15 protein-coding genes and 1 pseudogene are annotated in these 15,452 nt (G+C 64.3%); 5 read left to right on the top strand and 11 right to left on the bottom strand.

Features of this window, described 5'->3' with window-relative positions:
* Window positions 1-53 precede the first annotated feature (53 nt).
* Together LOY34_RS11940 and LOY34_RS11935 are read right to left on the bottom strand one after the other, a co-directional pair.
* Window positions 54-1,959 (bottom strand): annotated as a pseudogene (locus LOY34_RS11940) (M14 family metallopeptidase).
* A 73-nt stretch (window positions 1,960-2,032) separates the two neighbouring features.
* Window positions 2,033-2,926: an AraC family transcriptional regulator gene (locus tag LOY34_RS11935; RefSeq protein ID WP_045198654.1), complete on the bottom strand. Its 894-nt coding sequence runs from the start codon at window positions 2,924-2,926 to the stop codon at window positions 2,033-2,035.
* Window positions 2,927-3,102: 176 nt separating this feature from the next.
* On the opposite strand from LOY34_RS11935, the gene LOY34_RS11930 reads away from it, so the two are divergent.
* On the top strand, window positions 3,103-4,155 hold the full coding sequence (locus LOY34_RS11930; RefSeq protein WP_045198652.1) for an NAD(P)-dependent alcohol dehydrogenase: 1,053 nt from the start codon (window positions 3,103-3,105) through the stop codon (window positions 4,153-4,155).
* A 5-nt stretch (window positions 4,156-4,160) separates the two neighbouring features.
* Here LOY34_RS11930 and LOY34_RS11925 read toward each other — a convergent pair whose 3' ends face one another.
* Complete coding sequence (locus tag LOY34_RS11925; RefSeq protein WP_195883879.1) at window positions 4,161-4,646, bottom strand: DUF2199 domain-containing protein; 486 nt, start codon at window positions 4,644-4,646, stop codon at window positions 4,161-4,163.
* Between the two features lie 188 nt (window positions 4,647-4,834).
* On the opposite strand from LOY34_RS11925, the gene mddA reads away from it, so the two are divergent.
* The gene (gene mddA / locus LOY34_RS11920) at window positions 4,835-5,584 is read left to right on the top strand and encodes a methanethiol S-methyltransferase (protein ID WP_195883878.1); all 750 of its coding nucleotides are present in this window, start codon (window positions 4,835-4,837) and stop codon (window positions 5,582-5,584) included.
* A gap of 72 nt (window positions 5,585-5,656) precedes the next feature.
* Here the strand turns inward: mddA and ureG are convergent, their stop codons facing one another.
* Genes ureG through LOY34_RS11880 form a run of 8 tightly spaced genes read right to left on the bottom strand, consistent with a single transcriptional unit; the run spans window position 5,657 to window position 11,194 of the window.
* Window positions 5,657-6,280: an urease accessory protein UreG gene (ureG, locus tag LOY34_RS11915; RefSeq protein WP_045198646.1), complete on the bottom strand. Its 624-nt coding sequence runs from the start codon at window positions 6,278-6,280 to the stop codon at window positions 5,657-5,659.
* Window positions 6,281-6,290: 10 nt separating this feature from the next.
* Window positions 6,291-6,965, bottom strand: coding sequence for an urease accessory protein UreF (locus tag LOY34_RS11910; protein ID WP_195883877.1), 675 nt, complete (start codon window positions 6,963-6,965; stop codon window positions 6,291-6,293).
* Window positions 6,965-7,510 carry a HupE/UreJ family protein gene (locus LOY34_RS11905; protein WP_093383515.1) on the bottom strand — a complete coding sequence of 182 codons (546 nt, stop codon included), beginning with the start codon at window positions 7,508-7,510 and terminating at the stop codon, window positions 6,965-6,967. Before LOY34_RS11905 ends, LOY34_RS11910 begins: the two co-directional genes overlap by 1 nt.
* A gap of 22 nt (window positions 7,511-7,532) precedes the next feature.
* Window positions 7,533-8,012 (bottom strand): urease accessory protein UreE, encoded by a 480-nt coding sequence (ureE, locus tag LOY34_RS11900; protein WP_195883876.1) that lies wholly within the window; start codon window positions 8,010-8,012, stop codon window positions 7,533-7,535.
* Between the two features lie 9 nt (window positions 8,013-8,021).
* Entirely contained in the window at window positions 8,022-9,725 is a 1,704-nt protein-coding gene (gene ureC / locus LOY34_RS11895) for an urease subunit alpha (RefSeq protein ID WP_195883875.1), read from the bottom strand.
* Window positions 9,722-10,039 carry an urease subunit beta gene (locus tag LOY34_RS11890; RefSeq protein WP_045198635.1) on the bottom strand — a complete coding sequence of 106 codons (318 nt, stop codon included), beginning with the start codon at window positions 10,037-10,039 and terminating at the stop codon, window positions 9,722-9,724. The genes ureC and LOY34_RS11890 overlap by 4 nt, the downstream gene beginning before the upstream one ends.
* A gap of 9 nt (window positions 10,040-10,048) precedes the next feature.
* Window positions 10,049-10,351 carry an urease subunit gamma gene (locus LOY34_RS11885; RefSeq protein ID WP_093383521.1) on the bottom strand — a complete coding sequence of 101 codons (303 nt, stop codon included), beginning with the start codon at window positions 10,349-10,351 and terminating at the stop codon, window positions 10,049-10,051.
* Between the two features lie 9 nt (window positions 10,352-10,360).
* Window positions 10,361-11,194: an urease accessory protein UreD gene (locus tag LOY34_RS11880; protein WP_195883874.1), complete on the bottom strand. Its 834-nt coding sequence runs from the start codon at window positions 11,192-11,194 to the stop codon at window positions 10,361-10,363.
* A gap of 417 nt (window positions 11,195-11,611) precedes the next feature.
* On the opposite strand from LOY34_RS11880, the gene LOY34_RS11875 reads away from it, so the two are divergent.
* The 3 genes from LOY34_RS11875 to LOY34_RS11865 all read left to right on the top strand — a co-directional run bounded on the left by LOY34_RS11875 (window position 11,612) and on the right by LOY34_RS11865 (window position 15,445).
* Window positions 11,612-13,462 (top strand): caspase family protein, encoded by a 1,851-nt coding sequence (locus tag LOY34_RS11875; protein ID WP_195883873.1) that lies wholly within the window; start codon window positions 11,612-11,614, stop codon window positions 13,460-13,462.
* A complete protein-coding gene (locus LOY34_RS11870; RefSeq protein WP_195883872.1) occupies window positions 13,459-14,346 on the top strand; it encodes an alpha/beta fold hydrolase in 888 nt (295 codons plus the stop codon). The genes LOY34_RS11875 and LOY34_RS11870 overlap by 4 nt, the downstream gene beginning before the upstream one ends.
* A gap of 124 nt (window positions 14,347-14,470) precedes the next feature.
* The gene (locus LOY34_RS11865; RefSeq protein ID WP_195883871.1) at window positions 14,471-15,445 is read left to right on the top strand and encodes a quinone oxidoreductase; all 975 of its coding nucleotides are present in this window, start codon (window positions 14,471-14,473) and stop codon (window positions 15,443-15,445) included.
* Window positions 15,446-15,452 lie beyond the last annotated feature (7 nt).

Below are 15,452 nucleotides of genomic sequence, written 5' to 3'. Positions count from 1 at the left end.
ATCACGGTTTTTGCGTATGACCAATACCGTTTTTCAGACCGATCGATACCGCTTCAGTACACCGCCCCCACCGGATAGACAAAGGCATTGACGTCATAGAACGGCGTACGTTGGTAGAACCAGTGCAAGCGTGCGCTGGGGCTGGCGGCGAAGGCCTTGTCACCCTTGAGCTTGCTGTCGAACTCGGCCTTGAGCTCGGGGCTTTCGGCGAGCATCTTGCGCGCCATCGGCTCCATCACGTATTCCTCAGGTTCTTCCGCCGCCACCAGGGTCGCATTGAAAAAGCCCCAGGCCCAGAAACGAGTCGGGGCTTTCGGGGTACAGCAGGTTGACCGCCAGCACGCCCAGCGGCTGGTCGGTATCGATCACCACCGAGCCGGCCGGGAAGGTCTGCAAGCGCTCCAGCGGCTTGGCCACGCCACTGACCAGCAAGCGCCCTTCGTAGCCCGGGATCTGGTTGACCTGGGTGCGATCGGGCTCGAAGCCCCCCGCCACTTTTACCTGGTCCATGCGATACAGGGTGACGGCAATCGGCGTCGGCTTGTCGAGGGTGGTCATGTGGATGCCATGGGCCTTGAGCCGGGCAATCACCTCGCGCCACTGGCCCGGCACCACATACTGTTTAGGCCGTTTGACCACCAGGTCGGGCTCGGTGTTGCCCGTCACCGCCACGCTGAGCTTCTTCGGCGTGTTGCTCCAGACGAGGGTCCTGGCACCGGTGATCGGCGACTGCTCATAGCGATAGTCACCGACAGTAAAGGCGGTGCTCTGGGCCTTGCCCGGTTTCCAGGTGAGGGTCACCTGCTCCTGGGCTTCGAGGCGTTCGCGGTCCTGGCGGATGGCTTCGCCAAGCGACGTGGCCTGGTCGCCAATCACCTGGAACATGCTCTTGAGCATCACGTAGTTGCCCAGCACCTGGGTTTGATACGGGTGCAAGGCGTGCTGCTCGATGAGGATCGACGGCACGTTGCGGATGTCGCCGTACTGGTTGGAAAAGCGCGCGTAGTCGGTGCGGTACGGGTAGTAACCCTGGGTCGGGTCCTGGTTGCTGTTGAGGCTGATGCATTCATGCACCACATGGCCGTCGGCCTCCAGCGCCTGGTACACCGGTGCGCGCATGACCTTGTCGATCCAGGCGCTGCTGGCCGGCGACCAGCCGTTGCCGTTGTGGCAATAGGAGCTGTCGTAGGGGTACATGGCGCCGTCGGTGGAATGGGTGTCGGCAAAAAAGCTCAGCTGGTAGGTGTTGAACACCCAGGCGACGTTGCGGATCTCGGCGCTGTCGAGCTTGGTGAAATCGCGGTTGAGGTTGTAGTTCAGGCCGTTGACCCGCCAGCCGGTTTCATCCGGGCCGTTCTGGTTGATGCGCCCGTAGGCGCTGCGGCGCAGGTCGCCGTCGACATTGACGGTAGGGATGAAAAGGATGTTGACCTTCTCCAGTAACGCAGCCAGCGGTTTATCGCCAGTGGTCATGTCGCGCAGGAGCATGAACATCGCGTCCTTGCCATTGGCTTCGCCGGGGTGAATCTGGGCTTCGACGAAAATCGTCGGCTTGCCCGACTCGTTGAGCCCGGCCGGCGACTTGTCGACCTCAAGGGAAGCGATGGCCATCAATATCGGGTGGCCTTCGGCGCTTTTCTCCGGCAGGTCGTTGAGCACGATGCTGCCCCCGGAGGCGGCGGCCAGGCGGGTCATGTAGGCACGAGTTTCGTCATAGTTGCTGGTCTGGCGAAATTCGCTCGCCTCGGCCTGGGTGATCAGCGGGTTGTCCGGCCTGGCCAGGTAACGGGTGCTGGCCAGGGTCTGGGCAAACATCGGTGGCAGGATGCGCTGCTTGGCAGCCGGGGAATACAGGCTATCGTCGATATACGACGGCGCGCTGGGCAACGCCGCCGGGGCTTGCACGGCAGCGCCCAGCAACAGCGCGACAACGAGGGGCTGCAAAAGCGGGTGTTTCATGATCGATCCCTGTCATGAGAGGCAGGTGCCCACCTTAAACCACAATGTGTAAGCAGACGAGAGCCAGGCCGGGTCACAGATACGGCTGTTCTTCCCCCGGGCTGCGCTGGAAATGGCGCTTGTACTCGCGGCTGAACTGCGAGGTGCTCTGGTAGCCCACCCGGTGCGCCGCCTGGGCCACGCCCATGCCCTCACCGATCAGCATCTGCTGGGCCTTGAGCAAGCGCAGGCGCTTGAGGTACTGCATCGGCGACAGCAAGGTGCTGCGCTTGAAGTGCTCGTGAAAGGTCGAGGCGCTCATGTTCGCGCACGCCGCCAGCGCTTCGACGCTCAGCGGTTCGGCATAGTGCTCGCGCAAGTAGCTGAGCGCCGCCGCGATGCGGGCAAAGTGGCCCTGCTGCTCGACCAGTGCCCGCAACACCCCGGCCTGCGGCCCGCGCAAGGCCACATACAGCACCTCCCGCACCCGCGCCTGGCCCATTACCTGGCAGTCCAGCGGGTCGAGCAGGCAGCGCAGCAAACGCTCGACGCTGTCGCGCATGGCCTCATCCAGCGCCGCCGAGGTCATCGACTCCGGGGTTTGCGCCGTGATCGCCCGGTCTGGCGCCAGGCCCATGCTCTGCACCAGCTCCCCGAGCACGCCGCGGTCGATGGCCACCGACACCCCCAGCAGCGGCTCCTGCTCGGTGGCAAAGGTCTCACACATGAACGGCACCGACAGCGCCTGCACCAGGTAATGCCCGGCGCCGTATTCCAGGGTACGCGGCCCAAGGCGCGCCAGCTTGCTGCCCTGGGCGAGGATCATCAGGCTCGGTTCGTAAATCTGCGGGCTGCTGGCCACGTAGTGACTGGCCGACAGCACCTGCACCTGGGCAAGTGGCGTGTCGACAAAACCCGGGCGCAGCGCCAGGGAGCGGATCAGGGTACAGAGGGTGGCGTTGGCATCGGAGTGGCGAGTGAGCTGCATGAAAAACCGCACGGAGGATTGGACACTGACATGATCGCAGCTTCGCGGCCAGGCGCCAGCACCCGGCGACCAAGTACGGAGTTTTAGGCATGACTGGCGGAGGAATGACGATAGGCGAGCCGACGCTGGATGCGCAGAATGCGCAGCCTTCACCGATCACCGTTTATTGAGGCCCTATGTACACAGCCATCGGTTACGCCGCCCAGTCCGCCACCACGCCCCTGGCGCCCATGACCTTCCAGCGCCGCAGCCCGCGCGCCGACGATGTGGCGATCGAGATCCTCTACTGTGGCGTGTGCCACTCCGACATCCACCAGGCCCGCAACGAGTGGGGCATCGCCGTGTATCCGCTGATGCCCGGCCACGAGATCGTCGGCAAGGTCACCGCCGTCGGCGCCAAGGTCAGCCGCTATCAGGTCGGTGACCTGGTGGGCGTGGGCTGCATGGTCGACTCCTGCCGCCACTGCGAAGCCTGCCAGGCGGACCTGGAGCAATACTGCCTGCAAGGCCCGACCATGACCTACGCCACCCCCGACCGGGTCGACGGCAGCAACACCATGGGCGGTTACTCCAGCAGCATCGTCGTCAGCGAGCACTTTGTCGTGCGCATTCCACAAGGCCTGGACTTGCCCAGCGCGGCGCCGATCCTCTGCGCCGGCATCACCACCTACTCACCGCTCAAGCATTACGGGGTCAAGCCCGGTGACCGCGTGGGCATTCTCGGCATGGGCGGACTGGGCCATATGGGCATCAAGTTCGCCAAGGCCATGGGCGCCGAAGTCACCCTCTTCACCCGCTCGCCGGCCAAGGCCGAAGAAGCCCGGCGCCAGGGGGCCGATCACGTGATCGTGTCCACCGATGAAGCGCAGATGCGCGCCGCGGCCGAGCGGTTCGATTTTCTTCTCGACACCATCCCGGTCCAGCACGACCTCAACCCCTACCTGCAGACCTTGAAGTTCGACGGCGTACACATTCTCGTCGGCCTGATCGAGCCGGTCGACCCGGCGCTGCACGCCGCCAACCTGGTAATGAAGCGCCGGGTGCTGGCCGGCTCGCTGATCGGCGGCATCGCCGAAACCCAGGAAGTGCTGGAGTTCTGCGCCGAGCACGGCATCAGTTGCGACATCGAGATGCTCGATATCGGTAACATCAACGAAGCCTTCAGCCGCATGATCGCCGGCGATGTGAAGTACCGCTTCGTCATCGACATGGCCACGCTCAAGGCCTGAGCCTGTCAGGCAAACACCTGGCTGTATTCATGGGCACGGTGCAGGGAAATCCCCTTGGCCTGCTCCACGGCCAGCGGGTGGCTGCTGGCGGCCAGAGTCACACTGGGGCGCGAGGTCGGGCCGCTCAACTGCAGCAGGCCTTCAAGCCCCAGGGTTTCTGCCAGGGTCGGAATACTGTTGGCCAGGCGCACGGTAAAAGGCGGCTCGGCGGCCTGGCGCTCATCGCGCCAGAGCTCACAGACGCGCTCGAAATCCGCCGGCTGCAGTTCGACCCAGATACCGATGCAATAGCTGTCGTTGAGTTGCGCCACGGCCAGCGGCAGCAGCGCCCGCAAAAAAAACCGCTCGCCGGCGATCACGCACCAGTCGTTGCTTTCCCTGACCTTGCTCTGGCGTTCCTCGGCGGCCAGCGCAAACAGCGCATCCGGGCGCCGAAACGCAAGTTCGCCCAGTTCATCGCCGTGGTCGTTACCGCACTGACTGCACATCATCAAAGCTGCCTCCTGCACTGGATTGATTGGTTAAGGGGCGCGACTCTAGCAGGCTCGCCGGGCAAAGTTGAGCTGCGGCTGATTGCCCCACCGGGTCTGGCAGCCGTTGTACTGGTCTAGGGTTAAGGGTTCAGCCGTTGCACCCCACCTGAGCAGGACGTTCAGGTGCTGACTGAAAGGAACCCCTCATGGACGAGATCCCCCTGCTGCGCAAATGCCTCGGCTTGCTCTATAGCCTGGTCTGTTACCTGTTCTCCATGCTGGTGCTGGCGTACTTCGTGGGCTTTATTGGCCCCCCGGAAGTTCCCAAGGACATCAACTCCGGCCCGCCGACCGCCTGGTACTTCGCGGTGCCGATCAATGTGCTGCTGATCAGCCTGTTCGCCCTGCAGCACAGCGGCATGGCGCGCAAGGGCTTCAAGCAGTTCTGGCTGCAATGGGTACCGGCGCCCATCGAGCGGGCCACCTATGTGCTGTTCAGCAGCCTGGCGCTGAGCCTGCTGTTCCTGCTCTGGCAACCGATTCCCCTGACCCTGTGGGATGTCCAGGCGCAACCGGCCCGCGGGCTGATCGAGGCGCTCTACTGGCTGGGCTGGATCATCCTGGTGCTGGCCACCCTCCTGCTCAGCCACTTCGAACTGTTCGGCCTCAAGCAGGCGTTCGACGCCTTTCGCCCACACCCCGGCGAAGCCAGCGCCTTCAAGACCCCCTGGCTGTACCGGCTGGTGCGCCACCCGTTGTACCTGGGCTTTGTCATGAGTTTCTGGGCGACGCCGCACATGACGGTTGGCCACTTGCTGTTTGCCGGGGTGAGTACCTTGTACATCCTGATGGGCACGCTGCTGGAGGAGAAGGACCTGGTGCAGTTGTTTGGCGAGCAGTATCGGCAGTATCAGCGCAAGGTCGGGATGTTGTTGCCTTTTGTGGGGCGCAGATAGATTGATCGCGGGGCAAGTCGAGGCGTCGCACCGCCGCTCCCACAGGATTGCGCGGCCCCGCGATGCTTTTGGCTACACCGACACTTTCAACATCCCCCGCTCGACAATGAAATCAATCACCCGCTGCAACCCCTGCCCGGTCTTGAGGTTAGTGAAGGCCCAGGGTCTTTCCGGACGCATGCGCCAGGTGTCCTTTTCCATCACCTCCAGCGAAGCGCCGACATAAGGCGCCAGGTCGATCTTGTTGATCACCAGGAAATCCGACTTGGTGATCCCCGGCCCGCCCTTGCGCGGGATCTTCTCGCCTTCGGCAACATCGATCACGTACACAGTGAGGTCGGCCAGCTCCGGGCTGAAGGTGGCGCTGAGGTTGTCGCCGCCGCTCTCGACGAAGATCACTTCGAGGTTGCCGAATTTGCGCGCCAGCTCTTCCACCGCCGCCAGGTTCATCGAGGCATCTTCGCGGATCGCGGTGTGCGGGCAGCCGCCGGTTTCCACTCCGACGATGCGCTCGGGGGCCAGGGCGCCGGCCTCGGTGAGGATGCGCTGGTCTTCCTTGGTGTAGATGTCGTTGGTTACCACGGCGATTTCATAGTGGTCGCGCATGGCCTTGCACAGCGCTTCAAGCAGCGCGGTCTTGCCGGAACCGACCGGGCCGCCGACACCAACGCGCAGGGGTTGCTGATAACTTTGCATGGGGCTTTCCTCAGGAGCGGAACAATCGGGTGTATTGGGTTTCGTGGCGCGCCGAGGCAATCGCCAGCAGCGGCAGGCCGCCGCCAAGCTGGTCATCGTCCAGGGCCAGAGCAGTTACCAGCACAGCGGGCAAGGTTTCGCTCAGGTCACGCAACAGGGTCTGCGCTGCTTGCTGGCCGAACGGCACCAGCTTGACCCCGGCCATCACCGCGCCTTCGAGCCAGGCATAGCCGTGCGCGAGGGCCAGGTCAGCCAAGGGGATATCCCAGTGCACGCCCAGCCAGGCCATGCCGCCGAGTTGGCTGAGCTCAAGCGAACTGCGCCATTGGGGTGCCTGGCCCAGTTGCCAGCCGTCGAGCAAACGGGTCAGGGCCATGCCGCGCTGGCGTTCTTCCAGGCGCAGTTCGGCGGTTTCGCGGTTGGCCAGCAAAAACCGGCTCCAGCGCGCGAAGGCTTCGGCGTCATCCGCCAGGCAAGCCTGGTACAAGCGCGCCAGCAGCGGCCAGTCGAGGTGGCACAGGGTGTCTTCGATCTGCTGGCGTTGCCAGGCGCGAAAACCATCGGCGCCCTGCACCCAGCCGGCCTCCACCGCCCACTCCAGGCCTTGCGAGTAGGTAAAGCCGCCTACCGGCAGGCTGGGGCTGGCCAGCTGCAACAGGCGCAGCAGCTTCAGGTTGCTGCTCATCAGCCGGCCAGCACCAGCGCGGCACCGGCCAGCAGGCCGCCACCGAAGACTTTCTGCAGGCCGGTGTGCCGACGCAGCAGGCAACCCCCGGCAAAGCCTGCCAGCAACAGCAGGCCACTGACCGTGACGAAACCTGCGCTGAACACCCAGAACGCACCCGGGCTGGCTTCAACGCCGTGGGCCCAGCCGTGGAACAGGGCAAACAGCGGCATGGCCAGGGCCAGCAGCACCTGGCGGCTGGGCAGCAGCAGCGCGGCAGCGGCCACCAGCAGCGAGCCGATGATCATCTGCTCCATGCCGATCACACCGCCGAACACATGGCCCATCAGCGCCCCGCCGAACATCGCCCCGAGGGTCAGCAACGGCAGCGCCAGGGTACGCCCGGTCAGCGCCGCGAGCACCCCGGTGCCAAGCAGCATGAGCAAGTGATCGAGGCCGGTCAGCGGGTGCAGCAAACCATCCTGCAGCGGATTGGCATCATGGCCGGGGTGGGCAAAGGCCGGAAGCGCAACCAGCAGCAACGCGAGGGTGACGAGTTTTTTCATGGGACAATCTCCTTATCGACAATCAGTGGTGAGCGACGCGAACGAACAGGTGGTCACTGTGGGCATGGCTGTGCGGGGCACTCTGGTAGGCCCCGGCTTCAGGCTCGAACGGTGCTTGCTCGACCGTTACGTCAAGGCCCAGGCCACGGACCATTTCATCCAGCACATGGTCGTGCTGATAGCGCAGCAGGCCGGCCTCGATCTGCAGCGGCACATGGCGGTTGCCCAGGTGATAGGCGGCGCGGGTCAGCAACAGCGGATCGGCGCAGCGCACGCTGGACACCTGCTCGGCCGCCGCCAGCACGCGAATCACCTCGCCGCCCTGCGCTTGGCCAAGCAGCTCGCCACCGCGCAGCAACTGCCCGCGTTCGAGCATCAGGCCGGCCTCGCGGCCATCGTCGAGGGTGACGCGCACGCGGCTCTTGATCCGCGTATCGACAGTGAGGGTGACGGTGCCGCTTACCGTGGCGGCGTCGCTCAGGCGACGGGTCAACAGGATCATCTTCGCTCCTTAAAACAGAAAATAACGCTGGGCCATCGGCAACACCGTGGCCGGTTCGCACACCAGCAGTTCACCGTCGGCGCGCACCTCGTAGGTTTGCGAGTCGACCTCGATCATCGGCAACAGGCCGTTATGGACCATGTCGCCCTTGCGCACTGTGCGACAGCCCCGGGCCTCGCCGATCAGGCTGTGCAGCCCCAGTTGCCGGTGCACGCCACGCGCGATCGCCGCCTGCGACAGGAAGGTCATGCGCGTGGCGTGGCGCGCGGCACCGAGGGCGCCGAACATCGGCCGGTAGTGCACCGGTTGCGGGGTCGGGATCGAGCCGTTGATATCGCCCATCGGCGCCATGGCGATCATCCCGCCCTTGATCACCAGCGCAGGCTTGACGCCGAAGAACGCCGGCGCCCAGAGCACCAGGTCGGCGAGTTTGCCGGCCTCCACCGAGCCCACTTCGTGGGCGATGCCATGGGTCAGCGCCGGGTTGATGGTGTACTTGGCGATGTAGCGCTTGACCCGGAAGTTGTCGCTGCGCGCGGTATCCGGCGCCAAGGGGCCACGGCGTAGTTTCATCTGGTGCGCCACTTGCCAGGTGCGCAGCACCACTTCGCCGACCCGGCCCATGGCCTGGGAGTCGGACGAAGTCATCGAGAACGCGCCCAGGTCGTGGAGGATGTCTTCGGCGGCAATCGTCTCGCGGCGGATACGCGACTCGGCAAAGGCCACGTCCTCGGCAATGCTCGGGTCCAGGTGGTGGCAGACCATGAGCATGTCCAGGTGCTCGTCGACGGTGTTCTGGGTGTAGGGCAAGGTCGGGTTGGTCGAGGACGGCAGCACATTGGCAAAGGCCGCGGCGCGGATGATGTCCGGCGCATGGCCACCGCCGGCGCCTTCGGTGTGGAAGGTATGGATGGTGCGATCGCCGATGGCCGCCAGGGTGTCCTCGATACAGCCCGACTCGTTGAGGGTGTCGGTATGGATCGCCACCTGCACGTCGTGCTCTTGCGCCACGCCCAGGCAGCAGTCGATGGCCGCCGGGGTCGAACCCCAGTCTTCGTGCAGCTTGAGGCCCACGGCGCCGGCTTCGATCTGCTCGCGCAAGGCTTCGGGCCGCGAGGCGTTGCCTTTGCCCAGCAGGCCGATATTGATCGGCAGCTGGTCGGCGGCCTGGAGCATGCGCGCCAGGTACCAGGGCCCGGAGGTGCAGGTGGTGGCATTGGTGCCGGTAGCAGGCCCGGTGCCGCCGCCAATGAAAGTGGTAATGCCCGAGGTCAGCGCCTCTTCGACCTGCTGCGGGCAGATGAAGTGGATGTGCGAGTCGATGCCGCCGGCGGTGACGATCTTGCCTTCGGCGGCGATCACTTCGGTGCCCGGCCCGACGGGCAAGGTCACCCCCGGTTGCACATCGGGGTTGCCGGCCTTGCCGACACCGACGATGCGCCCGTCCTTGATGCCGATGTCGGCCTTGACGATGCCCCAGTGGTCGATGATCAGCGCGTTGGTCAGCACCAGGTCCAGCGCCTGCGCGGCAAGCATCTGGCCCTGGCCCATGCCGTCGCGGATGACCTTGCCGCCGCCGAACTTGACCTCCTCGCCATAGATCGTGAAGTCCTTCTCGACCTCGACCCACAGCTCGGTGTCGGCCAGGCGTACGCGATCGCCCACCGTCGGGCCGAACATGTCGGCATAGGCCCTGCGCGATATGCGGCTCATGCCTGATTCTCCAGCTTGCCCATGACCTTGCCCTGAAAGCCGTAGACCTCGCGCTTGCCGCGGTACGGTACCAGCGGGACGGTCCGCGCCTGGCCCGGTTCGAAACGCACGGCGGTGCCAGCGGCGATGTCCAGGCGGTAACCTCGGGTCGGCTCGCGCTCGAACACCAGGGCGTTGTTGACCTCGAAAAAGTGATAGTGCGAGCCGACCTGCACCGGCCGGTCGCCGTGGTTGGCGACGGTGACGCTGATCACCTCAAGGCCGGCGTTGAGTTCGATGTCGCCGTCGGCAACCTGTATTTCTCCGGGAATCATCCTGTGCTCCTAGACAATCGGGTCATGGACGGTGACCAGCTTGGTGCCGTCGGGAAAGGTCGCTTCCACCTGCACATCGGCGATCATCTCGCTGACCCCGGCCATCACCTGGTCACGGCGCAGCACCTCGCGGCCGAGGTTCATCAGCTCGGCAACGGTGCGCCCGTCGCGGGCGCCTTCCATCACCGTGGCGCTGATCAAGGCCACCGCCTCCGGGTAGTTGAGCTGCAGGCCACGGGCCAGGCGCCGTTCGGCCAGCAGCGCGGCGGTGAACAGCAGCAGTTTGTCTTTCTCTCGCGGGGTCAGCTCCATGGCGTTCTCTCAGGTGGCCCAGATCCGCGGCGGGCATGGCGCCAGGCCGACCACGACGGGTCGCAAGGCGTGCCAGAGCCGCTGCAGGGTAAGTTGCAGGCGTTGGTTGTCGTGATCGAGCAGGCGTACCACCAGCAACTGGCCAAGCAGGGTCGCGCCGGCCGGGGCGCCCAGGTCTTCGAGCAAGGCGCGGCTCTGTTCAAGCAGTTCGCTGCTGGCCGGATAGGCGCAAAAGGTTGCTTGCAGCGGCAAGCCGGCGACTTTGTCGAGCTGCCCGCCGTCGATGCGCAGGCGCTCGTGCAGGCCCGGGTCGTCGGCCAGCTCGATGTGCAGGCGACTGTCGACGGCGCCGTGACTGAAGGTCTCGGCCATCACCGGGCGGCCCAGGCACAGGGTTTCCCAGGCCAGCAGGCGCGCGCCAGGCGCCAGGGTAAAGCGGTTTTCCAGGCGCACGCGGGCGCCGGCAAAACAGATGTTGCCCTGGGGCAGCCATTCGAGCGTGCTGTTTTCGGCCAGGTAAAAATGCTGCTGGAGGATCGAGGTCGGGCCGCCGCTGCGGTAGAACTTGGTCGCTCCGGGCATGGTCAGCAGCGCATGGCTGCCGGGTTCCAGGTGCACATCGAGCAGCAGTTTGTCGCCGCCGACCACGCCACCCGGCGGATGCAGCACGTAGACGTGGCACGGTGCGCCTTCGGGATAGAACGGCCGCTGCACCAAAAGAGGACCGAAATGGCGCCGCGCACCAATACAGGTCTTGCTCTCGCCCCGAACGAAACGCAGCCGCAGCTCGGCGCGCCAGCCGGCATCTGCGGTGTCCAGGTCGGGGGTTGCGGGGAGCGACATGCCTCAGGTTCCAGTAAACGCTGCCCCAACTCGGCGACAGACGCATTTGCAAGAAACAACCTACGCGCTCAAGCGAATCCAGCGACTTGCAGGTTTGACCAATCGATCAGTAATCGATAGCTGAGGCAAAGCACATAGCGGGCCAAGATGGCGCGCTGGAGGGGTTTGTTTAAACAGCCGGCATGCACCGGTTTAGCGCTGTGTGCTTGCCGCGCGTTTAAACCCGGGCATCAGACCATGCCTACAACAGCGGCTACTCCTGACGCAGCCGCTTGCGATGCGACGTGGTGCGCTCGTAGAACCAGAGGATGTAATCCTGCTGGCACCTCGTCGCCCGGCAGCGGCACAGCACTGGATAAGCGCAAAAACCGCCCCATACTGATAGCACTACGCCTCTAGCGGACCGAGGGCTGGACCATGAGCCGAAACGTTGGTTTGATTGCCGTCGGGGTGGATCACACTGGCATTCTGGATTCGTTGAAAGGCGCGGCCAGCGGGGCACTGCAATTTGCCCGCTGGCTCGAGGAGCAACAGCAGTTCGGCATCAGCCCGAGCATCAGCGTACTGACCGATCAGAATGACCAGGTGGTCGAAGCCAAGGCGATCCAGACCGCCGCCCGCGACTTGCTCGCGGTCGGCGGGCTCGACCTGCTGATCCTGTATTTCTCCGGGCATGGCATTGTCAAGAACGGCGCCGATGAACAAGTCTTGCTGTCGAACGTCAAGGACTACCCCGACGAAGCCATCAACATTGCTGCAACGGCGCTCAACGCCCGCCATATTGGCGTACCCCATGTCGTGATCATCTCCGACGCCTGTCGCAATGCGGTCGACCCCTTTGGCTCATTGGGCCAGGTCAGTGGCAGGCCGGCGGTGAAACGCGGTGCGGTGGTCGGCATCAAGCCCGGCAAGGTCGATATCTTCTACGCCACCGAACCGTCACAAACCGCCAAGGAGTACAAAGGCGAAGGATTCTTTACCAAGGTCCTGCTCGAAGCGCTGCAAAGCCCACCAACAGAAATTTGCGAGACCTGGCCGAGCTCCAGCGTGCCGATCATTCCCACCTGGCTTCTGGAAGACTACCTGTACAACCAGGTGCCGACCCGCGCCCAGCAGCAAACACCGCGCTTCGAGCAAACGCCGGACATCATTGTCCAGGCGCGCCAACCGCTGTTCCTCGGCTATGCCAGCCCGCCGCTAGTCTTTGCCAGCCCTCCCCCGCTGCCTGGCCCCGGGCCGCTGGACTACGGCCTGCCCGCTGAAGCCGGAGCACCCTACTTTGAGCAAATCCAGATCTTGCCGCTTCCCGAGCTGTTTCCAGCAAACCTCAGGGTCACCAGCCGAAACCAGGCGATACAACAGGTGGCCAGCAGCTTTCTCAAGGAACCCGAGGCGTACATCAGCACCACATTGCTTGAACAAGCCGGCCTCGACGAAGCCTACCGGCGCAACCTGCAGCGCTACACAGCACTCCCCCAGAGCCCGGCCGAAAGCGGATTGCGCATCATCGGCAGCCAGGCCATCAGCGTCCTGGTGGCCCCCGGCCAAGCGGCGCCCGATGTGCAAACCGATGACCAGCAGAGCATCATCAGCCTGGCGCCGTCTGCTCAGGCGCAGTCAGTCATCGTCACGTTCAGCGACGACACCCTGATCATCTTACCGGTCATGCCCGGCTACATAGGCACAGTCCACGTAGACGAAGGCCTGGTGCAGTCGGTTTCGTTCGAGATGGGTAGGACCCTGGCCCAGACCTTTGCGCAAACTCCGAGCAGGCGCCTGCACCTGCACCACTTGCAAGCACTTGCCGCAGCCTTCGCCAGCAGCGCCAAACTGCGCACCCTGGCCGCGACCCAGGCATCGAGCTTCGCCGATGTCCTGCGCCAGGAAAAGCGCCTGGACCCGACCTTGGGCATCTACGCCGCCTACGCCTATCTGCTGGCCGCTAACGACCAAGGCGTGCGTTCGGTGCTGAGCTACTTCCTTGATTACCAGGCATCGTCCCAACCGCCTTTGCCCGTACCGTTCGATGTGGCTTTGCTCGCCGGCGCCCTGGCACCCGGCAAGCGCAAGGCACGGCCGCTGATCGCACCGTTCTGCCCGATGATGAGCCTGGGCTGGACAGTGCTGGCAGCCCATGGCAAGAGCCAGAAGCTCCACCCTGCAATCCTCGAAGCCGGTAAATACCGGCTCAATACTGAATGGTCGACCTTTCGCCGCCGCGATACCCAACCGCTTATCGAAGCTTTTCTACAAGGAGAGTTGTCATGAAAGTCGTGTTCATCCATGGCCGGTCGCAACAAGGCAAAAACCCGCTCACCCTGCAAAACACCTGGACCAATGCCTTGATCAAAGGTTTTGAAGGCATCGGTTCGCCCTACCCTGGCGTGGTCGATGTGGCCTTCCCTTACTACGGTGATCTGTTGTTCGACGAAACCTACCGCAGAGCGCAGAAAGACTTTCAGGTACTCACCGACAAAGGCGCCGACGCCGCGGCCCCGGGTGGCGAGGAAGAAGAGTTCATGCGCCAGGTCATTTACGACATCGCCAAGCAGCAAGGTATCAGCAAGGAACAGATCAACGCCGAGGCCAATGGCGAGATGCTTGAGAAAGGTGTTCAGAACTGGCGCGGCGTGCTGGCAGCCCTGCGCCTGCTCGATCAGTTGCCCGGTGTCGGCGCGACTTCGGTCGAGCTGTTCACCCGCGATGTGTGGTACTACCTGACCAAAAAAACCATCCGTGACGCGGTCAACACATTGGTCGATGCCCAGCTTCCAGAAAACGATCCGTGCATCGTGGTAGCTCACTCTCTGGGCACCATCATTGCCTATAACCTGCTGATGAACCGGCCTGCACGCAGCAACATCAAGGGCCTGGTGACCCTCGGCTCGCCCCTGGGCATTGAAGCCATCCTGAGCCGGCTGCCCTCCAACGGTTCGCCGCGCAAGGCCCCGGATGGCGTACCCAGCTGGGTCAACATTCGTGACAAACGCGATGTGGTGGCGCTCTACGAAATTCCCGCCGCGCGCTTCAGTGGAGCACCTGCGGTGCAAAACCACAGCAACGCCAGCAACGGCAGCGATAACCGCCACGGCATCGTCGAGTACCTCAACGACACCATCGTAGCGGGCGTATTACGGCCTTTGCTGGCATAAGCAGGTTCAAACACTCAGACTCGTGCACTGGCTGCAGCAATCAACTGCATGCAAGCCGATTGCTGGACCCTGGTTGAAAAAATACCCTTGAACGCACCTTAACTGTGTCTCAGGACTCTCAACCATGGTCATGCACATCCGCCTCCAGCAGACGGGCGCACCAAGTGTTCTGCACCTCGAACAAACCAGCGCGCAAGCCCCCGGCCCCGGCGAGGTCTGGCTTGAACAGGCGGCGATCGGCGTCAACCCGCTGGACGTCAGCCAGCGCAAGGGCGATGTGCCCATCGCCCTGCCCTGCGGGCTGGGCCTTGAGGGCGCCGGAACGGTAGCGGCAATCGGCGCCGGCGTCAGCGGCTTGGCTGTCGGCGAGCGCGTCGGCTACGCCACCGGCCCCTTGGGCGCCTATGCCAGCGCCCGGCTGTACCCCGCCGAGCGGCTGGTGAAACTGCCCGATGATCTTGGCCTGGAGCAGGCCGCCGCCGTGCTGTTCAAGGGCATCACCGCCCATTACCTGCTTCACAGCACCTACCCGGTCGGGCCCGGCACGCGGCTGATGATCTACGGCGCCGCCGGGGCCCTGGGGCAGTTGCTGGTGCCTTGGGCCAAGCACCTGGGCGCATTTGTGATTGGCGTGGTCTCCAAGCCGGAAAGTGTCGCCCGCGCCCGTGCCGCCGGCTGTGATCAGGTGCTGGTGTTCGACGCCGCGACCCTCGCTGCGCAGGTGCTGGATATCACTCAAGGGCGCAAACTCGACGTGGTCTACGACCCGATTGGCCGGCTGTCGTTCGAGGCCTCGCTGGACAGCCTGCGCCCGCGCGGCTTGCTGGTGTCCTGCGGCATGGCCTCGGGAGCGCCGCCAGCCATCGAGCTGAGCACCCTCAACGCCAAGGGCTCGTTGTTCATCACCCGGCCCTCGCTGGCGGCGCACACGGCAAGCGCTGGCGAGTACCAGCAGCGCGCCGGGGAGGTGCTGGCAGCGCTGGCGGCAGGTATCATTCGCGCGCAGATCTGGCAGCGCTATGCCCTGGCCGACGCCGCACTGGCCCATGACGACCTGCAACAAGGACGCTCACAGGGCGCAATCATCCTCACGCCCTGACCTACCG

It is taken from the genome of Pseudomonas sp. B21-009 (assembly GCF_024749345.1).
Classification (GTDB): domain Bacteria; phylum Pseudomonadota; class Gammaproteobacteria; order Pseudomonadales; family Pseudomonadaceae; genus Aquipseudomonas.
The sequence above is the reverse complement of the archived record's forward strand: the minus strand, read 5'-3'. Positions and strand labels throughout refer to the sequence as shown.